Origin of the sequence: Neptunicella plasticusilytica (assembly GCF_047922965.1) — a bacterium.
Taxonomy (GTDB): Bacteria; Pseudomonadota; Gammaproteobacteria; order Enterobacterales; family Alteromonadaceae; genus Neptunicella; species Neptunicella plasticusilytica.
Window position 1 is genome coordinate 1,433,670 of sequence record NZ_CP150481.1, and the last position, 19,865, is coordinate 1,453,534.

22 protein-coding genes are annotated in these 19,865 nt (G+C 45.8%); 5 read left to right on the forward strand and 17 right to left on the reverse strand.

Features of this window, described 5'->3' with window-relative positions:
• Positions 1-156 precede the first annotated feature (156 nt).
• The 9 genes from rpoS to ftsB all read right to left on the reverse strand — a co-directional run bounded on the left by rpoS (position 157) and on the right by ftsB (position 6,567).
• Positions 157-1,137: an RNA polymerase sigma factor RpoS gene (gene rpoS, locus V1467_RS06215; protein WP_416307932.1), complete on the reverse strand. Its 981-nt coding sequence runs from the start codon at positions 1,135-1,137 to the stop codon at positions 157-159.
• A gap of 72 nt (positions 1,138-1,209) precedes the next feature.
• Positions 1,210-1,884 carry a peptidoglycan DD-metalloendopeptidase family protein gene (locus tag V1467_RS06220; RefSeq protein ID WP_416307933.1) on the reverse strand — a complete coding sequence of 225 codons (675 nt, stop codon included), beginning with the start codon at positions 1,882-1,884 and terminating at the stop codon, positions 1,210-1,212.
• 161 nt (positions 1,885-2,045) lie between these two features.
• On the reverse strand, positions 2,046-2,624 hold the full coding sequence (locus V1467_RS06225; protein WP_416307934.1) for a YqaA family protein: 579 nt from the start codon (positions 2,622-2,624) through the stop codon (positions 2,046-2,048).
• Positions 2,621-3,271 (reverse strand): protein-L-isoaspartate(D-aspartate) O-methyltransferase, encoded by a 651-nt coding sequence (locus V1467_RS06230; RefSeq protein WP_416307935.1) that lies wholly within the window; start codon positions 3,269-3,271, stop codon positions 2,621-2,623. Before V1467_RS06230 ends, V1467_RS06225 begins: the two co-directional genes overlap by 4 nt.
• A gap of 13 nt (positions 3,272-3,284) precedes the next feature.
• On the reverse strand, positions 3,285-4,031 hold the full coding sequence (gene surE, locus V1467_RS06235; RefSeq protein WP_416307936.1) for a 5'/3'-nucleotidase SurE: 747 nt from the start codon (positions 4,029-4,031) through the stop codon (positions 3,285-3,287).
• A complete protein-coding gene (gene truD, locus V1467_RS06240) occupies positions 4,028-5,119 on the reverse strand; it encodes a tRNA pseudouridine(13) synthase TruD (protein WP_416307937.1) in 1,092 nt (363 codons plus the stop codon). The genes surE and truD overlap by 4 nt, the downstream gene beginning before the upstream one ends.
• Positions 5,116-5,589 carry a 2-C-methyl-D-erythritol 2,4-cyclodiphosphate synthase gene (ispF, locus tag V1467_RS06245; RefSeq protein ID WP_416308658.1) on the reverse strand — a complete coding sequence of 158 codons (474 nt, stop codon included), beginning with the start codon at positions 5,587-5,589 and terminating at the stop codon, positions 5,116-5,118. Before ispF ends, truD begins: the two co-directional genes overlap by 4 nt.
• Before the next feature lie 2 nt (positions 5,590-5,591).
• Positions 5,592-6,281 carry a 2-C-methyl-D-erythritol 4-phosphate cytidylyltransferase gene (gene ispD, locus V1467_RS06250; protein WP_416307938.1) on the reverse strand — a complete coding sequence of 230 codons (690 nt, stop codon included), beginning with the start codon at positions 6,279-6,281 and terminating at the stop codon, positions 5,592-5,594.
• A 1-nt stretch (position 6,282) separates the two neighbouring features.
• Positions 6,283-6,567, reverse strand: a complete 285-nt coding sequence (ftsB, locus tag V1467_RS06255) for a cell division protein FtsB (RefSeq protein WP_416307939.1) — start codon at positions 6,565-6,567, stop codon at positions 6,283-6,285.
• A gap of 239 nt (positions 6,568-6,806) precedes the next feature.
• Between ftsB and V1467_RS06260 the strand changes: the two genes are divergently transcribed.
• A complete protein-coding gene (locus V1467_RS06260) occupies positions 6,807-7,652 on the forward strand; it encodes a substrate-binding periplasmic protein (RefSeq protein WP_416307940.1) in 846 nt (281 codons plus the stop codon).
• A gap of 77 nt (positions 7,653-7,729) precedes the next feature.
• Here the strand turns inward: V1467_RS06260 and rpsT are convergent, their stop codons facing one another.
• The 5 genes from rpsT to V1467_RS06285 form a co-directional block, all read right to left on the reverse strand.
• Positions 7,730-7,993, reverse strand: a complete 264-nt coding sequence (rpsT, locus tag V1467_RS06265; protein ID WP_416307941.1) for a 30S ribosomal protein S20 — start codon at positions 7,991-7,993, stop codon at positions 7,730-7,732.
• Positions 7,994-8,209: 216 nt separating this feature from the next.
• On the reverse strand, positions 8,210-9,958 hold the full coding sequence (locus tag V1467_RS06270; protein ID WP_416307942.1) for a TIGR03545 family protein: 1,749 nt from the start codon (positions 9,956-9,958) through the stop codon (positions 8,210-8,212).
• Between the two features lies 1 nt (position 9,959).
• Positions 9,960-10,463: a DUF2062 domain-containing protein gene (locus V1467_RS06275; RefSeq protein ID WP_416307943.1), complete on the reverse strand. Its 504-nt coding sequence runs from the start codon at positions 10,461-10,463 to the stop codon at positions 9,960-9,962.
• A gap of 166 nt (positions 10,464-10,629) precedes the next feature.
• Positions 10,630-11,277 carry a LysE family translocator gene (locus tag V1467_RS06280; protein WP_416307944.1) on the reverse strand — a complete coding sequence of 216 codons (648 nt, stop codon included), beginning with the start codon at positions 11,275-11,277 and terminating at the stop codon, positions 10,630-10,632.
• A 108-nt stretch (positions 11,278-11,385) separates the two neighbouring features.
• Positions 11,386-12,012: a TIGR04211 family SH3 domain-containing protein gene (locus tag V1467_RS06285; RefSeq protein WP_416307945.1), complete on the reverse strand. Its 627-nt coding sequence runs from the start codon at positions 12,010-12,012 to the stop codon at positions 11,386-11,388.
• Between the two features lie 242 nt (positions 12,013-12,254).
• Here V1467_RS06285 and V1467_RS06290 point away from each other — a divergent pair, with 242 nt between their 5' ends.
• A complete protein-coding gene (locus tag V1467_RS06290; RefSeq protein WP_416307946.1) occupies positions 12,255-13,760 on the forward strand; it encodes a CYTH domain-containing protein in 1,506 nt (501 codons plus the stop codon).
• A 42-nt stretch (positions 13,761-13,802) separates the two neighbouring features.
• Positions 13,803-15,200, forward strand: coding sequence for a M20/M25/M40 family metallo-hydrolase (locus V1467_RS06295; protein WP_416307947.1), 1,398 nt, complete (start codon positions 13,803-13,805; stop codon positions 15,198-15,200).
• 27 nt (positions 15,201-15,227) lie between these two features.
• Here V1467_RS06295 and V1467_RS06300 read toward each other — a convergent pair whose 3' ends face one another.
• The 3 genes from V1467_RS06300 to V1467_RS06310 form a co-directional block, all read right to left on the reverse strand.
• Positions 15,228-15,452, reverse strand: coding sequence for a hypothetical protein (locus tag V1467_RS06300; RefSeq protein WP_416307948.1), 225 nt, complete (start codon positions 15,450-15,452; stop codon positions 15,228-15,230).
• 67 nt (positions 15,453-15,519) lie between these two features.
• On the reverse strand, positions 15,520-16,200 hold the full coding sequence (gene mutH, locus V1467_RS06305) for a DNA mismatch repair endonuclease MutH (protein WP_416307949.1): 681 nt from the start codon (positions 16,198-16,200) through the stop codon (positions 15,520-15,522).
• Positions 16,184-16,861, reverse strand: coding sequence for a lysoplasmalogenase (locus V1467_RS06310; protein ID WP_416307950.1), 678 nt, complete (start codon positions 16,859-16,861; stop codon positions 16,184-16,186). Before V1467_RS06310 ends, mutH begins: the two co-directional genes overlap by 17 nt.
• 158 nt (positions 16,862-17,019) lie before the next feature.
• Between V1467_RS06310 and rppH the strand changes: the two genes are divergently transcribed.
• On the forward strand, positions 17,020-17,553 hold the full coding sequence (rppH, locus tag V1467_RS06315; RefSeq protein WP_416307951.1) for an RNA pyrophosphohydrolase: 534 nt from the start codon (positions 17,020-17,022) through the stop codon (positions 17,551-17,553).
• Positions 17,547-19,826 (forward strand): phosphoenolpyruvate--protein phosphotransferase, encoded by a 2,280-nt coding sequence (ptsP, locus tag V1467_RS06320; RefSeq protein WP_416307952.1) that lies wholly within the window; start codon positions 17,547-17,549, stop codon positions 19,824-19,826. The genes rppH and ptsP overlap by 7 nt, the downstream gene beginning before the upstream one ends.
• Positions 19,827-19,865: the final 39 nt, after the last annotated feature.

Sequence of the window (19,865 nt, forward strand, 5' to 3'; positions counted from 1 at the left end):
AAGAGTTAGCATTAGAAGCAGTTGATTTTGGGTAGGTGTCTTTTATGCTTTGAAGTGTTAAAACTCAAGTGATTTGTCAGTCCGGGCAGCAACGTCCAGCTGAACTCGATTGAACCGTTATAGCTGCATGGGGTCCAGTCGAGTTCAGCGTTGCTACTATAATTCGGCGCTGAACAGGGCTTCCAGATTGAGTCCCTGATGGCCCAGGATTTCTTTTAGTCGTCTCAATGCTTCAACCTGAATTTGTCTGACTCGCTCCCTAGTCAGACCAATTTCAGCACCTACATCTTCCAGAGTAGAGGGTTCATAACCGAGTAAACCAAAGCGACGTGCCAATACTTCCCTTTGTTTAGGGTTGAGTTCACTTAGCCAGTCGACAATGCTGGATTTGATATCATTGTCTTGCAGGTCATCTTCGGGTCCCATGCCTTTTTCATCGGCAATAATATCCAGCAAGGCCTTGTCGTTGTCGCCGCCGATCGGGGTGTCTACCGAACTGATACGCTCATTGAGTCGCAGCATTTTGGTTACGTCTTCGACTGGGCGATCCAGCGCTATGGCAATTTCTTCGGCTGTGGGTTCATGATCGAGCTTCTGGGCTAATTCTCTGGCGGTGCGCAGATAAACGTTAAGCTCCTTTACCACATGGATGGGTAAGCGGATAGTTCGTGTCTGATTCATTATCGCTCGTTCAATAGTTTGCCTGATCCACCAGGTGGCGTAAGTAGAGAATCGAAAACCTCTCTCTGGATCAAATTTTTCAACCGCGCGGATAAGGCCCAAATTACCTTCTTCGATTAGGTCGAGTAATGCTAAACCCCGGTTGTTATAGCGGCGAGCTATTTTGACGACTAGACGGAGATTGCTGACGATCATGCGTTTTCGGGAGGGCTCGTCTCCTTTTAAGGCACGACGGGAGAAGTAGACTTCTTCTTCGGCGGTTAATAGCGGTGAAAAACCAATTTCACCCAAATAGAGTTGTGTGGCGTCCAGGTTTTTATGAAAATCTTCCTGCGTAGCGAGAATATCCTTGATTGAATCAGCGCTGTCGTCTTCCTCGACAATATCCAGCTCTAATGTTTCTTCAACGTCATCATCATTATCCAAGTCTACTATTGCAGATTTATTTTGACCCATGATTCTATCTCCAAATTGTTGTAGGTGCTTACCTTATTCAGGCCTCCATTCGTTTATTATTATTTATTGTTATTATGGTTTGGATAGAAAGCGCAGGGGGTCAACAGATTGCCCCTTATATCTCACTTCAAAATGAAGCTTCACGCGATCTGAATCGCTTCTACCCATTAGCGCTATTTTTTCACCGGCTTTCACCCACTGCTGCTCTTTAACCAGAATCTCATTGTTGTGAGCATAGGCTGTGAGATAAGCCTCGGTGTGTTTAATAATGATCAATTTTCCATAGCCCCGTAAAGCGTCACCGCTATACACGACTTTGCCATCGGCGGAGGCCAGAACGGGTGTATTGACACTATTAGCTATATCAATACCTTTATTACCCTGTTCAGACGCTGAAAAACGCGTTATCAACTCACCTTCAGCAGGCCAGACCCATCGCGCTACTTGTGAGGTATATTCCTCTTTCGGTATTAACTGGTCGTTTTTTGTCCTGCTAGATTTACCATACGCCTGCTTTTCGGGAGGGTCAACTGGTTGATTTGTTTTTATTTTTGAACTTTGTGTAGCTGTTTTTACGCTATTTTTACGTAGCGCTTTTACTGTCTGCTCTGGCGCAGCTTTCAGGGTTAATTTCTGACCCGGATAAATATTATATGGTTTGCGTAAATTGTTTATTCTGGCCAGATCACGGTAATCAAAACCGTTAAACCAGGCGATGGAAAACAGCGTATCGCCTTTTCTGACCAAATAGGAGTCCGGCACGCCAATAGGTGCCTTGTAATCATTGATTTCTACGCCTTTGGATATTTTTTCTACAGGTGCAGGAACCTGACGACTGCTGCAGGCCGTGATAAAACTAATGATAAAAATAACTACAAACCTGATGACCAGTGTCCCTCAAGGAAAAGCTATCTAAAATAAAAATATAGCGCGGCAATAATAATTACTACTGCCCAGCCAATGGTTTCAATATGTTTACGCAACCTATATTCCATATCCGCGCCACCCCAATACATTAATGCGGCGACCAGAAAAAAGCGCATACTGCGTCCCACTAATGAAGCCAAAATAAATGGGATAATAGCGAGTTGTAGAAAGCCTGCGCTAATGGTAAATACTTTATAGGGGATAGGGGAAAAGCCAGCCAGAAAAACCACCCAGACACCATATTCGCTAAACCATTCTATGGCGGTATCTAACCGAGTTTGATAACCCAACTCGATAATCCAGGGTTGAAGCAATCCCTCAAACGCGTACATACCGAGAAAGTAACCGAATATGCCTCCAATCACCGAGCCAATACTGGCAATTAGGGCAAAACGCCAGGCCTTTTCAGGGTTGGCCAGTGCCATTGGAGCCAGCATTACATCAACCGGGATGGGAAATATGACCGACTCTGCTACGCTCATGCCGCCGAGAAAGTAGGGGGCATTTTTATGTCTGGACCATTGCAGGGCTTTATCGTAGCACAGCTGGAATATCTTCATATAATGTCCCCGGGTACTAATGGAACAAAACGCACCGGCTCAACAATCTCTGATTCAAATTCATCTTCATGACGGGTCACACAATGCAAATGCTGGGCTTGATCACCAACCGGAATGATCAGACGCCCACCATTATTTAATTGCTGAAGCAATTGGTCCGGCATATGTGCCGCGGCGGCGGTGACGATAATGGCATCAAACGGCGCTTTGCTTGACCAGCCTTGCCAGCCATCACCGTGCTTCATGGATATATTGTGTAAATCCAGCTGATTCATACGGCGTTTTGCCTGAAATTGCAGGGCCTTAATCCGCTCAACAGAATATACCCGTTCAAATAACTGGGCGAGAACTGCAGTTTGATAACCTGAGCCTGTGCCAATTTCCAGTATACTGGCTGGTTTACAGGGGGCCTGTAGCAACAATTCGGTCATTCTGGCGACGATATAAGGTTGTGAAATAGTCTGTCCCTGACCGATAGGTAAAGCGGTGTTTTGATACGCTTTATGTTGCAGCGCGTCTGGCAAAAAACGTTCTCTGGGAATATTGGCAATCGCTTGCAATACGCTGCTGTTATTAATCCCTTCCGATTTCAGTAGCTGGGCTAGAGCATCGCCACGTCTGGCGTTTGTACGACGAGTATTATTCATAAATTATTATTAGTTAAAGTTTGGTGATCCATGTTTTTAAGTTTTCCATGCCCTGATAGGCGGTCATATCTACCGACAGAGGTGTGACAGAACAATAGCCATTGGCGATAGCGTGAAAATCGGTTCCGGGTCCTGCGTCCTGTTCTTGTCCGACAGGTCCGTACCAGTAAATTTCACGCCCAAAAGGATCATTGTCTTTAACCATTGATTCTGCCCTATGGCGACGACCTTGGCGAGTGACCTGGATGCCTTTGAGTTCTGAGTAGGGAATATCCGGTACATTAACATTCAAAATCTGATCGGCTGGAAGAGGGTGGGCAATCAGATGTTGCACAATCTCCGATACTACACGTGCCGCTGTTTCGAAATTGTTCTCCTGTTTACCTACCAGAGATACGGCGACGGCTGGCAGACCCATATAGCGACCTTCAGTCGCGGCCGCTACAGTACCGGAATAAATCACGTCATCGCCCAGGTTAGCGCCATGATTAATGCCTGACACAACTAATTGCGGATCATCTTGCAAAAAACTGTTTAAACCTAAATGAACGCAATCGGAAGGCGTTCCGTTAACGGCGTAGAATCCACTATCCATTTGATTGATACGCAAGGGATGAGTCAGCGACAAGGCGTTGCTGGCACCACTGCAGTTGCGATCCGGCGCAATAACCGTGACCTCGTTAAACTCGGATAGTGCGCGATAAAGTGCATGAAGCCCTTTGGCATGCACACCATCATCGTTGCTGAGTAAAATCTTCATGATGCCACCTGACTAATATCCTTCGCTACAGTGTGTTGCTGGTCTGAGTGCGGTTGTGCTTTGAACTGGATTAATTCTCTTAGTATCGAAGTTGCAAAACAACCTGCCGGCAAATCGAAGGCTATTGTCAAAGTATTTGCGTCCAATTTCCAGTCCAGATTAGCCGGTTTGACATCAATGGCACGTCTTTCCTGTACCAGTTTCAGTTTTTCTAATGTATTGGCGATGGAGCTATACTCTGTGGCGACTCGCTGTTCCAGTTCGGCAACGGTTCCACTACTGGCCAGCTTGCCTGTCCCCCATAGTGGTGCGGACAACTGAATGTCACCACTTTGTATACGTTGTTCGATGACATCATCAATCTGCTCGGCGACAAAAAAACTGTTAGAGCCAGCTAATTTCATCACATCACCAGCAATGGGTTGGCTAAATAGTTTTTCACCAATTCTGTGGCTAATGGTTTGATTAAATAACCAGCTACGCAGAGCAGAAATGCACATAGACCGCTTGTTGCGGTTACGTATCACTTCGCCCTGTACCAGCTTTTGAGCTAAATGCAGGTTACTGTTTTGATTGCCGAAACGCTGTTCGCCGTAATAATTGGGCACGCCAAATCGGCTAATCAGGGCTAAACGTTCTGTCACCTGCTCGGGGTGGTCAAGTTCCCGTATTGTTATACTAAACCTGTTACCTTTTAAGGCTCCGGTACGCAGTTTTTTATTGTGCCGGGTGGCACTGAGGACTTTGGCCCCGGATAAGTCAAAGGTATTCCAGTCTGGATTGTGATTACCAGGCAAATGTACTGCAAAAAATTGTTGGGTGAGGGCGTATTTATCCTTTCTGCCGGCATAACTGATTGCTCTGAGCGGCAGGCCGGTAAAACTGGCCAGTTGTTCGGCGACATATGCAGTATTGAGTTGGCTCTTTTCAATCCACAAATAAATATGCTCACCTTCTCCGGTGAGGGGATAAGCCGGTATTTCGGTAACCTGAAAATCTTGCGGACAAGATTTTATCGTCCCGCTAGAAACTGGTTTACCATGCAAATACAGCCAGTGATCAGTGCTTAATGTCAGTTGAGCGGTCAATTTGACTCCAATAAGGTGACTGCGTGACAGGCTATACCTTCCTTGCGTCCGGTAAACCCAAGCTTTTCGGTTGTGGTGGCTTTAATGTTGATTTGTTCAGCGCTGGCTTGCAGATCATGGGCGATCAGTTGGCGCATCTGTTCGATATGAGGCGCCATCTTTGGGGCTTGGGCCACAATAGTGACGTCCAGGTTACCCAGTTTGAAAGACTTTTGTTGCATTAATGCGTACACGTGTCTGAGCAAGTCGCGACTGTCGATACCGGCAAACGCACTGTCGGTATCGGGAAAGTGATGACCGATATCACCTAGTGCCAATGCTCCTAGCAACGCGTCACAAATTGCATGTAATACGACGTCCCCGTCAGAATGGGCAAGCAAGCCAAAATCATGTTCTATTTGCACACCACCAATAATGATGGGACCTTCGCCACCAAATTTATGTACATCAAAACCGTGGCCGATACGTATTGTCACTGGTAGATCCTTTGTAAATGACTTAAATAAAATTCAGCAAGTTGCAAATCGTCAGGGTGAGTTACCTTGATATTGGTCGCACTGCCTTCCACTAATATGACCTCGCCCCCAAACGCTTCAATTGCTGAAGCTTCATCGGTAATTTCCAGCCCTGAATCCAGTCCTTGTTGCAGGGCATCCAGCAGCTGCTGGTATGGGAAAAACTGCGGGGTTAGAGCATGCCAGAGATTAACGCGCGATTCGGTTTTTAGCACCTTGCTATCCGAATTAGCACGTTTCATTGTATCGCGCACGGGAGTAGCCAGTAGACCTCCAATTCCTCCTTGCGACAGGGCAAGCAACTTATTCAGGTCATTTCGAGACAAACAGGGGCGGGCAGCATCGTGGACCAACACCCACTCGGCAGTATTCATCGCTTTGAGCCCGGCCAATACAGAATCAGCTCGTTCTTTACCCCCTTCGACTCGGATAAGCCAATCCGACTGCGCTATAGGTAAATCCTCAAAATAGGGGTCATGTTTATCCAGTGCAACAATTATCTTGTCAATTTGGGGGTGTTGAATGAGGCGTTCGAGGCTATGTTCAAGCAAGGTTTTACCGGCAATATGTAAATATTGTTTGGGGCGATCTGCCTGCATTCTTTTACCGACACCGGCGGCGGGTACCACCACAGTATAATGTTGCATATTAATAAGATTGCTCGGCTGGCAGAATACGGTAGAAAGTTTCGTCTTGTTTTATCAGTCCCAGCTCATTGCGGGCACGTTCTTCTATTGCTTCCAGACCAATTTTAAGATCGTGAATATCGGCTTTTAGCAAGCTGTTACGTTGCTTCATATTGGTGTTTTGCAGAATTTGCTGCTCGACTTCCTGTCTCATCTGACGGTAATCAAGGATACTATTCTTGCCGAACCATAAACGATACTGCAATGCGCAGAGCAGTATTAGCAATATCGCGGTTAACCACTTCATCCTCAAATATGCCTCGTTTAGATCCTGCTGATTGACGTTATTAGGCTAATTATGCCGCTTGTGAGTTCAGAGGCAAATGATTCTTTATTTTTGTGCCCGGATTATGACGTTTTTATGGTCGTTTAATGATTATTGATGCAAATTTCAACTAGTTACATACATCAACAAATAATTTATGATGCGACGGTATATCAGGCGAAAAGACTGATGATTAATCATGATGGAGACAGTGTTCAATAATGAGACGTAGTATAGCGATATTGTTGTGGCTATTTGTCGTTGGGCCGACTTACGCCGAATCCCCGCCTTGGCAGATCCTTGCGTCTCCAGAAAAGCCGTTTACCTTTATCAACCATAAAGAACAGATAGATGGTTTTGCGATAGAGTTAGTCAATGACATTCAACAAAAGCTGGATACTCAGTACCCGGTTTACAATTATCCTTGGGCCAGATTATTCAAATTGCTTAGCGATCAGAAAAATGTTGTCGCATTAACTGTGGCCAGAACGCCTGAACGTGAAGACAAGTTTCACTGGATTACTTCTATCGCCCGCAGTATTCACGGGCTCTATGCGTTACAAAAAAATAATGTCAGGGTCTCTGATCTGGAAGCTGTCAAACAAATAGGTTCGATTGGTGTGTTAAGAGGCGATATCCGTGAAACGGTATTACGTCATGCCGGTGTGACTGATATTGTGGCATACAATAGCTGGGATCAAGTGGTTGGCGCATTACTTAAGGGAAGGGTAAAAGCTATTTTCTATTCCTCTTCAGGAGTGAATTATGCGTGCCCGCCAAACAAGTCAGGTTGTGAGCAAATAGAGAATATTTTTATCTATAAAGTAGTGACAACCTATGTGGCGATATCTAAAAACGGGACAGATGAGCAGTTGGTTAACCGGTGGAAACAGGCCGCCGAGGATTATAAACACGACAAGGCTTTTGTATATCTAACCCAAAAATGGATCAAATATTATCAGCAATATGAAAATATGGATCTGTACCTTGATAATGGCGCGATCAATGTCTGGAAAGATCCCAATTTAACCGCGGAGATTAAAGCACAAAGCTCATTTGTTAATTGAAGCTATAAACGAATCCAGGTGAATTTCAGGCACAAAAAAAGCGTCCTGAGACGCCTTTTCGTGAAACATGTTTATGCTTAGCCGATAGCTTTGATCTGAGCAGACAAACGGCTCTTATGACGAGCTGCTTTGTTCTTATGGATCAAACCTTTGGTTGCATAGCGGTCAAGAATCGCTTGCACGGAAGAAAAAGCTTCCTGTGCAGTTGCCTTGTCACCGGCTTTGATAGCAGCAAGTACCTTTTTAAGGTAAGTACGCATCATAGAACGACGACTTGCATTGTGCTGGCGACGCTTTTCGGCTTGAATCGCACGTTTCTTAGCAGACTTGATGTTAGCCAAGGTAGAACTCCCAAAAAATTCTAGTCAAAATTAAGGACGCGAAGTTTGCCTGCATAAGCGCCGGTTGTCAAATGGTTTTAGGCTAAACACAACCAATAAAGCTTCTTATCCCGAACTCAGGTTATTTAACTAAAATGTCTTGCAACAACTGGCGTATTTTCTTGCTTCGCGGGCATTATGCTTTGTACAACATTGCCCGCGGTAAGCAATTGCCGTTTAATTCCCAAATAGCTTGTCTTTAAGCTTGTTTTTTAATTCATCTTTTTTCTTGTCGATAACGTTGTTAAGTTGCGCTCCCAGCATATCTTCAATCCCTTGCAAGTTGCCGTCAGCCAGTTTCTCCCAATCCAGCCACTGTGAGAGCTGGATATTGCTTTCACTTAATGGGCCACTGGCTTTAGCATTAAGCTTTTGTTGCAATTCATCCAGTTTCTGTTTGGCTTCCCCACTGACATTGGCAGTCAAGGTCTTGGCTATCTGGTTGTCCAAATCCGAATTTAACGAGAAATTGGGCGAATCAATCGAGCCATCAATACTGGCGTCCATTTTTATCGCAGACAGTTGACGCAAGCTGTCTGCGATCATATTGGTGAGCTTGTTTTCACCCTGAGCAGTTATCGCAAGCTCGTCAAGATTGATGCTGCCGTTGCCTTGCATAATATTATCGACAATATTTAATTGCCCCTGACTGGCCAATAATGCGCTTTGCAACGAGGTGATTAATTTACCTTTTTCGGCTAGCGGCATGTCACTCAGCTTTACGCCTTGCAGGTCCCATTTTTGATGAGCTTTTACGCCGGAAGCGGCTAGCCACAGGTCACCATTGATGCGCAGCGATTGCCACAGCGGTGTGTTACTGGAATCGACAGTAAAGGTCGTTGGCCGACCCAATTTATCATGATCGCTAGTAATATCCTGCCAGATTGAGATGAAATCCTGTTGCTGCCAGCTTACCGAAATATCCGCCTTGCGAATTAAAAAGTCAGGTAAAGGCTGAGTATCGTTAAACTCAATCCAGCGACCTTCGCTACGTTGATGTTCGATCTGTTGCTCCTTCTCGCTAGCCAACATGGGAGCGACCAAATCATAAGCAGCGAACAGTGTCTCACTCCACATCTTGGCCTGTTCGCCGAATATGGCCTGAGTAAGTTCACTATAGGCAGCGGCGTCTCCGGCCACTAATCCCTTTAATAAGTCGTAATCTTGTCCGGGAGCCGCTTTAAGCGCTGCCAGTTTGCGAGATAGATCGGATTTTGCAGTTTCTACTGCCTGCTTAAAATCTTTAAATTTCTGCTGCTGTTGTTTTAGCTCGTCTTTTAGTTGGTCAAATTTTTGTTTAGCGGCGGCAAGTTGGGCGGGATCTTTATAATCGGTGTCGGTTAGCGCCTTGATTCTGGTTTGGTAATCCTTCAACTGTGCCTTATCGGGCAAACTATCATATTGCTGTTGCAAGGTGTCGCTATGTAGTTGATAAGCGGATTGCGCTTCGTCAATTGCTTTGGTCGTTTTGAGCGGTGTATTGGCCAGAATATCGTCAACACTGGGTAATTCGCCTGCATCCGGCAGTATGGTTTGTGCAATTGATTGCTCTGGTTGACGATAAACTTTTCCCTCGCTGGAGCGAGGTTGATTGAATTTAACGCCTTTGGCGGCCAGTTCGTCGATAATGATCTTACTCATAAACAGTGGCATCAATTCGATATCTGCGCTGATGCTGTCCAATTGCACGCTATTTTGTGCGGGTCTGGCAGGATCGGTTATCTGAATGTCTTTAACAGTAAGTCCCAAAGGGGAAAAGCGATGGCTAACACTGCCTATATTGACCTCTGCACCGGTGGCCTGTGACGCGCTGCTTTCAATGCCGATTTTTATCCAGCTATCCAGAAAAACTAATGTGATGGCAAGAAACAGTCCGATAACAGCAATAAAACCGACTAATCCTTGCCAACGAATGATATTGCGCATCTCAGCCTCCTATATTGAGATAAAGTTGATACAGCTTACTGGCCTTAAAGGCTTGCATAATTTTGAGCTTATTGACCCAGGTCATAATCCTCTGGCGATATTGCAACACAATAAAACGACTCAAGATCAGTACTATTGGTGCTAACAGCAGGCTGACCAGAAAACCACCCATTGTCAGGGTGTGATTAAATTGGCTAAGTTGTCCCAGGCTGGAGTTGAATAGTGTTGTCCAGCTATCTTGCCAACTGGAAGCGGTGAGCACGTTTTCACCTACACTGGCCATCAGCGGATCAAATAACCAGGCGATACCGGAAAAAAACACAATACTGGCCAGGAAACTGGCGAGATTGATGCGTAAAAATAACACCACGAACAAGATAATAATATTGTGCAAACGCAGCAGCGGGGTGAGTCCTATCACCATACCTAAAGTAATGGCGATAGCTATTTGCCACGGACTGGCTTCTGAATTAAGTACCTTTAAAAATTTTGCCAATAAATTCACATCACTCTCCTGATATGGAACTGTTTATTGATGATTCTATACCTAATATCATCTCAAATAGTGCGTTTCAGCGGGACGGCAAGGCTATTCAGGCAAGGCGATTGTTAGCAGCTTCCCGTCGCTCTGAATTCATCATTCTAAGGGTAGTATGATATCCAGCTACGGATCAGTTTCGGGAAAGGCTAAGTATTTCCTCCAGACCAATATAACTGCCTAAACCCACCAGAATACTGCCAGATATTTTATCCTGCCAGTAGATAAATGCCTGATGCTGTACCAGCCAGCTTCCCAATTTGCCAGCCAGTGTCGCGACCATCAGATCGCAACATAAGGCGATCAATGCATATATTGCGCCCAGCACCATCAGTTGCACGGTGACAGAACCTGCCTCAGTGCTGACAAATTGCGGTAAAAACGCAATAAAAAACAACGCTGTTTTGGGGTTTGTCAGTTCTACAATAATACTTTGCCGGAAGATGTGCCCAAAGGAATGAGTTGGTGCTGCAATCGGCGTATTTGCTGCCGTTTTGGGTGCGCGCAAATATTGTATACCCAGATAAATCAGGTATCCGGCGCCGGCTATTTTTATCAGGGTATAGGCGACGGGAGAGTATTTGAACAAAGTGGCAATGCCCAAAGCGGTGGCAATCACATAAATGAAAGACCCTACAGCAAGTCCACTTGCGGCGGCGACTCCGGCTTTGTACCCCTGATTGATACTCCTGGCCATAATATACAAATTAGACGGGCCCGGGGACAAGCTCAGCAGTAGCGCTGCCAGGCTAAAGGTAACGATAGTATCGATGGAAAGCATCACGGAATCCTTTTAGCAATGTTGTTTTCAGCGCAACGTCGTGCCAGTCACCAAAGATAAACCGGCCGGAATTATTGGCGGGCGACTTAACATCATTGGGCCGTCAAGTTACATCCAGTTGTCACTACGACGTTTTCTTTTTGGCATATAGGTAACGATAACCCCCAGAATGATGCCGGCCAATGCGATCATACCGCCTCTAGTGAACCATTCTTTTTGCGATGATTGATCTTGTGCGTCTTGCTGATCACGTAACAGCACGTAGGTATCATTCAAGGTGTCATAACGCTGCTGCAATTGTTGATTGCTTAAGGACAATTCTGCAATTTGCTGGTTAAGATCCTGATTGAGCTGCTGTGCCTGAGCCAGCTCATCATTGACTTGTTGAAGGCGTTTCTGTGTTTCGGGTAATATTTCCCGCATACTGCGTTGGGATACAACATTTTCATCTTCCACCCAGCCTGTGCGCTGCTTATCATCAATAATCTCGGCGAACCCCTTGTCCTGATTATGTTCCAGCAAGGTAATTTTGCTGCCTGCCTCGACAGTGCCTAAAATACGAAATTCACGCCCCGGTCCGGCATGCATAAAGACGGTCAAATTATCACGAATAAAACGTATATCGCCATTGTTGTCACTGGATTGATTGGAAACTGCACTGGAAGACTCTGTTTGTAATGCCATCGCCAGACTGCTGGACAGACACATAACCAGAATAATGATTCTGTTTAACATAGTGAAATTTTGACCTCGTTTGAATTAAACCCGATGGTAGGGCGAGCTATACCGAAAGGCAAGTCTAACCACATGACTCCGCCCTGATATTTTTATAATACAGAGTCTTAGCCGATATTGTAGGGGAATCACGGATAAAATTGTTGGCGGTGGTAAATATCACTGTGACAGATTTCATTGCGCGTTGTCTGTCATCAGGGTAAGGTGTACGTTTACTGATTAAAAACGTATTAAAATCAAGCATGGACACAGAAATAGAACTAAAACTATTAGTTCCCGCCGATGCAAGTCAAATTCTCGAAAACCGCTTTTTTCCGTCACTCGCCGCACAGGTAGAGCGTTCCAGCTTTAACCTGTTTAATTGTTATTACGACACGCCAGACAGTGATTTCCGTAAGATGGATATGGGACTCAGGGTCCGTGGCTATGACGGGCATTATGAGCAAACCATCAAAACAGCCGGCTCGACTCTGGGCGGTTTACATCAGCGACCCGAATATAATGTTGATATTGAAGGTAACAATCCGGACCTTACCTTGTTTGAACAGGCGATCTGGCCAGAGCAGGCTAATGTTGAACAACTTCAACAGGCTATCCAGATTGTTTTTACCACCCATTTTGAACGTGTTGCCTATCAGGTTGATTTTACCAACGGTGATCGGGTGGAGATTGTGTTTGATCAGGGAAAAATTGAAGCCGACGGTCATAGTGTCCCTATTTGTGAAATGGAACTGGAACTCAAGCAGGGCGAGACTACCCGTTTGGTCGAACTAGCCCAACTGTTGTCCGAAATGCTGCCTTTCAGGCTGGGTATTCAAAGTAAAGCTGCGCGCGGATATATGCTGGCTAAAGGGGTTGAACTCTCTCCGCTGGAACCTTCAGGTTGCGTGCAATTGGTTGAGCAGGACAATATTGAACAGGCGTTTATTAAAGCTGTCGGTTATGTGCTCAATTGGTGGCAATACCATGAACAATGTTACCTGAATACGGAAGACGAACAGGCGCTGGATGCCACACTGAATAGTGTCAGAATGTTAGCCCAGTTATTACGGATTTATCAGCCGGTATTCAATGTTGCCGAAATTGACGAATTGCTCGCCGATTTGCAGAAGCTGATTCAGCAGTGGGCCTGGGTGCAAGAATTAAACGTGTTTCGTATGTTACGTTCGGAGCGAGGGGCATTCAGGAAAAAACTGGACAAAAGTGCCGAGTTACTCAGTTATCTGGAAGGGCGAAGTCAGGGATTGCTGATGACCCATCAGCCACAGAAATTGATAAGTTCAAAAATAACCATCTCGCTGCAATTGCGCCTGAATTTATTGTTATTGCAAATGCCATGGCGGAATGTCGGGGATGGCTGGCAGGGGGCTATTACCGATTTTGCTCGCCAGACGTTAAGCGCCAGCTTGCAACAGGTAAGCGACATCATGGCATCTGAAGGGGCATTTACCATTGAACAATATCAACAGGCCGAGCCACGTTTACGTAACGTATTGTTTAACGGTGTCTTTTTAGCTGATATTTTTTCTGCTTCGGGTCGCGAACAGTTTCGTGCTCCCTGGCTGGATATCCTCGACGGGATTGAAGAACTGGTTATTATTAACTCATTGCAGGCCGAAGTGCGTCGCAGTGATATAGAGCACAAACAGGATCTGCTGGACTGGAGTGAAGAAAAAATTCAGCGAGTTTTGGATGTGATGGAACAAAGTCGTCAGGCCGCACTGACCATGCAACCCTATTGGCAATAACTGGCAGCACGGACCCGTTTATCCATAGAAAGTGAGTAAATTATGAATAGATGTTTTACATTGATCCTGATTTCACTTGTCGCATTTGTAGCTAAGGCTGCAGACATACCGCAAACTGTTCACGCTAAAAAAGCGCTGGAAATATATCGCCAAATTATTGCTATTCCCACCGTTGAAGGGCGCGGCAAAGTGCCGGAAATGGCCGCTTACCTGGCGTCCGAATTTCGCATGGCCGGCTTTCCTGAAGAAGATATTCGTATTCTACCCAAAGGCGAAACGGCGGCTCTGGTGGTGTACTTTCGTGGCGATGGTTCGGCCGGCAAAAAACCGATTTTATTACTCGGGCATATGGATGTTGTTGAGGCGCTGGATAAAGATTGGCAACGGCCTCCTTTTGAGTTAACCGAGGATGATGAGTATTTTTATGGACGGGGCTCTATTGACAACAAGTTGGGCATTGCCATGCTCAGCTCCACCTTTATCCGGTTGAAAAATGAAGGTTTTGTGCCCAGCCGCGATCTGATTATCGCTTTCTCCGGAGATGAAGAAACCGGTATGCTAACGACCCGTATGTTGGTTGAACCGGGATTGGGGTTAATTAATGCTGAATTCGCGTTAAATTCCGATGCGGGCGGTGGTGATCTGAGTGAAGATGGCAAGGCCGTTGCCTATCTGGTCCAAGCCGCCGAAAAGACTTATACCAGTTTCAAACTGACCGCCACCAATCCCGGCGGGCATAGTTCCCGCCCTCGCCCTGACAATGCTATTTACGATTTGGCCGCCGCGTTGGGTAATATCCAGCAGTTTCAATTTCCGGTTATGTCCAGTGACATGACGCGCCACTTTTTTCGAACTACAGGTGGGCAGCTCGGTGGTGAGTTGGGCGAAGCAATGATTCAGTTTGCCGATGATCCGCAAAATAAAACCGCATCCGATAGGCTGGCATTGGAATCGTCCTATGTAGGTTCTACGCGTACCACTTGTGTGCCGACCATGATTGAAGGGGGTCATGCAGAAAATGCCTTGCCCCAGTCGGCATCGGTAGTGATTAATTGTCGTATATTTCCGGGTGTCAAAGTTGAAGAAGTACAAAACACCTTGCAACAAGTTGTTGCTAATCCAGGGCTTGAATTTAGCGTAATGGGGTCGCCCACCGAAAGTCCCATTTCAGAATTGCGTGAGGATGTGATGAATGCGGTCACGACTGCAGTGCATCAACGTTATCCTGATGTGGCAGTAATGGGCTATATGGAGTCTGGCGGCACCGATGGCATGCATTTTCGTGCCAAAGGCGTTCCGACCTGGGGCGTTGCCAGTGTATTTATGAACCCGGACGAAATGTTTGCCCACGGATTAAATGAGCGTTTGCCGATCAAGGCCTTTTACGATGGACTGGATCACTGGTCGATAATTTTAAAAGAATTAGCAGGACACCAATAGCGGCACAGATAAGGTTTTAACTCGTTGCTAACGAATTGAAATCTCACAACCGTCGTAGCGCGAAGCCAAGTCATCCAGCGTTGCGGCGGTCTGATCGAACCCCTTGTCTTCGTAGCAGTAAGAAACTATTACTTTTTCCGAGCCTCGAAATAATTTAGCTTTTAGATTATCAATTCCCGACGATTTCAGCGCGTTTAAAAACCGGTTTGCCACTTGGGCAGAATCGAAAGCAAAGGCAATTTGAGTTTCCATCTGAATAAGCTTTATCGGGGTTGTTGATTTAAAGGCTGCGCATAGTGACATAATCTAAAACAGCAAATCAAACTCCTTTGAACATATTGTTCAAAATACTGGCAGTAAAATTTTTCTTTAAATAGAAGCCACGTGGACGAGTTTGGATAACGCTACCCTCTGCGCCAATGGCTTCGGTCAAGGCACTACCATTGGCTGCTTTGGGGCGTAATTGCAATACTTCACCCTGACGGGCGGTGATTTGCTCAATTTGGCCCAGTGCAATCATTTCCATCAATTCTTCCCAATCCTGCTGTAACTGTCGTAGTTGAGTCGCATCTGGCTGCCATAAAAATGCGTAGCCGACCCGCCTGTGCTGCGGCGGAATTTCCCGGCTACCTTCAACCGGGATCCATAACACATGCGATAATTTATTACGTATATTGCTCTGTTCCCAACTGACGCTGCCAACACCGGTTAAATGCGCGTAGCACACATAAGTGGTTTCCAGCGGCTTTCCCTGATGGTCAACAGGAATAGATTTCAGTTCAACACCCAGTTCGGGAAAATCCTGTTGCGGTTTTGAACCAGCTTGTGCGCCAAGCCATAACTCAAGTAGCTGGCCACTCCAACCTTTATGACGCTGAAAATTGTCCGGTACTTTAATTTCCGCCATGGCAGCCAGCTCACCCAGGGTTAAACCGGCAATTTGTTGCGCTCGTTGTAACAGTTGTTTAACCGATTCAGGTGGCTTAAGCGGTGGTTGCAAAACGATGTTTTCCTAGTTGAATACTGGCGGTGACGAGACAGTATTGTGCCAGATAATAGCTGCTCATGATCAGCAGGCTTTGGTAAGGCACCGGAAATAAAAACTTGTTCAGGGCAATAATACTATCTGAAATGACAAAGCTTAATGCACCGATAATCAATAGCTTATGATTGGTGGATGAAGGATGATAGCCAGTAAAAATGGCTGATATAGCCATCAGACTAATCACTGAGACATATAACAATACCGGAATGAGCATATCGCCTAATACCGGTATCAGGTAGCTTAACAGGCTGGTAACGGCAACAATCAATATCGCTATGAGGGGTATAAGGCCAGCTTGCCAGCGGAAGTAACGAGCAAAAAAGGTCAGATAAAACAGGTGGGATAGCAAAAATGCACCCAGACCATAAACAAAGCCGTTAGCTAAGGGTAATGCAAGCAGAATATCGCCCACCGCAGAAAATAGCACCGCTATCAGTAGCCATTTTTTGTCAGTGCCAACTGCGGTACTCCAGACCCATACTGCCAACAGTAAAATGGCGGCGGATTTATGCAAAAAGTCCAGTGGATAGGGGAGCCATGCGAGGCATATAAGATAACTTAACCCAAGAAGTAAATAGATGTGAAACCAACCACTTAACGCTAATCTTTTTATCATCTGCTGCACCTAATCCAGTCTTGTTGCTTATTATCGATAAAGCCATCATTGATTGCCAGTTACATTTTATCCGTTGGGAGGGACTAATTCTCGCTGGAAAGGATGAGGGTTATGTGGAACAATGACAACCAAAGAAAATTTAGTGCCCGGGAGTCTAAGTGATTGATGCTGAAGGATTCCGCGCGAATGTTGGGATAGTTATTTGTAACCGCCAGGGGCAGGTTTTTTGGGCAAAGCGCTATGGCCAACATTCATGGCAGTTTCCACAAGGCGGAATTGATCAAGGTGAAACTGCAGAACAAACCATGTTTCGTGAACTTAATGAGGAAGTCGGACTAAAACCTGAAGACGTCGATATTCTTGCCGTAAGCAAGAACTGGGTGAGATATAAACTACCTAAACGCTTGATCCGTAAAGGCACCAATCCGGTGTGTATTGGTCAAAAACAACGCTGGTTCTTATTGCAGCTTAAATGTGCCGATGAAGATGTGGATGTGTTGCATACCAATCATCCCGAATTTGATGGATGGCGCTGGGTCAGCTACTGGTATCCGGTACGCAATGTTGTGTCGTTTAAACGTGATGTTTATCGTCGGGTGATGAAGGAATTTTCGACAGTCGCTATGTCGTCCCAACAGAAAAACCGTCAACATTCTTCTTCGAATAAAAGGCGTCGCAAAAATTCATGCTAACCACTCTTAAGCGTATTGTTCAGGAAGTGAATCAGGTCATCGATTTTGATGATGCCCTGACACTCTTGGCGTTGCGCCTTAAAGAGGCAACCAAAGTTGATTGCTGTTCTATTTATCTGGCTAATTATGAACAGCAAAACTTCCATCTTAAAGCGACAGAAGGCTTGTCGAAAAGCGCCATAGGTAAGGTCACTATTGGTTTTTCCGAAGGTTTGATTGGACTGATTGGACAGCGTGAAGAGCCAATTAATATTGATGATGCGCATAGTCATCCTCGTTTTAAACATTATCCTGAAGTTAAAGAAGAAAAATACCATGCCTTTCTGGGCACTCCCATCATCCACCAGCGCAAGGTATTAGGGGTTATTACCCTGCAACAAAAGATTCGTCGACATTTCAGTGAGGACGAAGAAGCGTTTCTGGTCACTCTGGCTGCCCAGATTGCTTTGGAAATAGTCCATGCCCAGGCTCGGGGCGCTCTGGATCTCAGCGACGACGCACAACGTAATAAATGGCAGTCCACCTTGCATGGCGTACCAGGCTCAGAAGGGATCGCTATCGGCACCGGTTATGTGGCTAACCGCGTAAGTACTTTATCGAATCAGGCTCTCAAGCAGGTTAATAATCCGGCTGAAGAACGTGCGCTTTATCGGGAAGCCGTCGCCCAGACACGTCTTGAAGTGCAGGATATGTCTGATCGTATGCAAAGTACGCTGCCTGAAGATGTACATGCCATTTTCGATATGTACCTGCATTTACTTGACGCCAACAGTCTTGGCCATGAAGTTGAAGAAAAAATCGATGCTGGCTGGAGTGCTGTTTCCGGATTAAAAATGGTGGTCGAGCAATACGTACACACCTTTCAAAATATGAACGACAGCTATATGCGAGAGCGTGCGGTGGATGTGGAGGATCTGGGTAATAAAATTCTGGCCCAAATGCTTCAGTCGCAGGATTCAGAACAACGCTTGCCGGAGCGTACCATATTGATTGCCGAAGAAATTTCCGCCTCGATGTTAGCTGAATACCCGCCGCAGTCGTTGGTCGGAATTGTCTCTATGCGTGGTTCACAAAATTCCCATGCGGCGATTATGGCCCGAGCCCTGGGATTACCCTCAGTGATGGGATTAACCGATGTGCCAGTATCCATGTTAAGTGGTCAACATCTTATTCTGGATGGCTATTCCGGTGAAATTATTGTGTCACCGGAAGCCAATATATTGGCTGAATACCAACAACTGGCCAGTGAAGAATTAGAATTGTTTGAGCACTTGCAGGGGCTGGCAAACTTGCCCAGCATCAGCAAAGACGATTGCGAAGTTAAATTGTTGGTCAACGCTGGCTTGTCTATGGAGCTGGAAAACACTCACAGCTCGGATGATGATGGTGTGGGACTTTATCGTACCGAAATACCCTTTATGATGCGAGAACGGTTTCCCTCAGAGAAAGAGCAGATAGAGCTGTATCGCAGCATGTTAATGGTCGATCCGCAAAAAAGTATTACCATGCGGACGCTGGATGTCGGTGGCGACAAACCCTTACCCTATTTACCCATCAATGAAGAGAACCCTTTTTTGGGTTGGCGTGGTATTCGGCTTACGCTCGATCATCCGGAGATCTTCCTGGTCCAGGTCAGGGCCATGCTTAAAGCCAGTCTGGGCTTGAGCAACCTTAAAATTATGTTGCCGATGATTACCTCGGTAAACGAAGTGGACGAAGCATTCAGGCTGGTGAGACAGGCCTTTTTTGAAGTATCGGAAGAATCCCAGCTATCCGGTGAAGTATTGTCAATGCCGCAACTTGGGGTAATGCTGGAAGTGCCTGCAGTATTGTATCAAATTCCGCAATTGGCCAGTCGAGTTGACTTTTTTTCGATTGGCAGCAATGACCTGACCCAGTATTTGTTAGCTGTTGATCGTAACAATGCTCGAGTTTCGGCGTTATATGATAGTTATCATCCAGCGGTACTAAGAGCGCTTAAATTTATTATTGACCAGGCCAATGCGGTGAATAAACCCGTTACCCTGTGTGGTGAAATGGCCGGTGAGCCCGGTGGAGCCTTATTGTTGTTTGGCATGGGTTACCGTAACTTGAGTATGAACCGGCACAATTTGTTGAAAGTAAAATGGGTGGTGCGTTCGGTCAGTTCGGATGATGCACAAGCCTTGCTGGATGACGTATTAACCATGTCAACGCCACAGGAAGTGCGGGAAGCCTTGAATCTCAAGTTAGAAATATTGGGGTTGGGTGGACTGGTTCGGGCTGGCAAGTAGTGAATCTGCTTGGACTAGATACGGGATTAATAGAATAAG

Coding starts and splice junctions, on each gene's coding strand:
- V1467_RS06260 (WP_416307940.1), top strand. CDS start 6,807: ATGAGACGTAGTATAGCGATATTGTTGTGGCTATTTGTCGTTGGGCCG.
- V1467_RS06225 (WP_416307934.1), bottom strand. CDS start 2,624: ATGAAGATATTCCAGCTGTGCTACGATAAAGCCCTGCAATGGTCCAGA.
- ftsB (WP_416307939.1), bottom strand. CDS start 6,567: ATGAAGTGGTTAACCGCGATATTGCTAATACTGCTCTGCGCATTGCAG.
- V1467_RS06295 (WP_416307947.1), top strand. CDS start 13,803: ATGAATAGATGTTTTACATTGATCCTGATTTCACTTGTCGCATTTGTA.
- V1467_RS06310 (WP_416307950.1), bottom strand. CDS start 16,861: ATGATAAAAAGATTAGCGTTAAGTGGTTGGTTTCACATCTATTTACTT.
- ispD (WP_416307938.1), bottom strand. CDS start 6,281: ATGCAACATTATACTGTGGTGGTACCCGCCGCCGGTGTCGGTAAAAGA.
- V1467_RS06285 (WP_416307945.1), bottom strand. CDS start 12,012: ATGTTAAACAGAATCATTATTCTGGTTATGTGTCTGTCCAGCAGTCTG.
- V1467_RS06280 (WP_416307944.1), bottom strand. CDS start 11,277: ATGCTTTCCATCGATACTATCGTTACCTTTAGCCTGGCAGCGCTACTG.
- V1467_RS06230 (WP_416307935.1), bottom strand. CDS start 3,271: ATGAATAATACTCGTCGTACAAACGCCAGACGTGGCGATGCTCTAGCC.
- surE (WP_416307936.1), bottom strand. CDS start 4,031: ATGAAGATTTTACTCAGCAACGATGATGGTGTGCATGCCAAAGGGCTT.
- rpoS (WP_416307932.1), bottom strand. CDS start 1,137: ATGGGTCAAAATAAATCTGCAATAGTAGACTTGGATAATGATGATGAC.
- V1467_RS06300 (WP_416307948.1), bottom strand. CDS start 15,452: ATGGAAACTCAAATTGCCTTTGCTTTCGATTCTGCCCAAGTGGCAAAC.
- V1467_RS06290 (WP_416307946.1), top strand. CDS start 12,255: ATGGACACAGAAATAGAACTAAAACTATTAGTTCCCGCCGATGCAAGT.
- ptsP (WP_416307952.1), top strand. CDS start 17,547: ATGCTAACCACTCTTAAGCGTATTGTTCAGGAAGTGAATCAGGTCATC.
- V1467_RS06270 (WP_416307942.1), bottom strand. CDS start 9,958: ATGCGCAATATCATTCGTTGGCAAGGATTAGTCGGTTTTATTGCTGTT.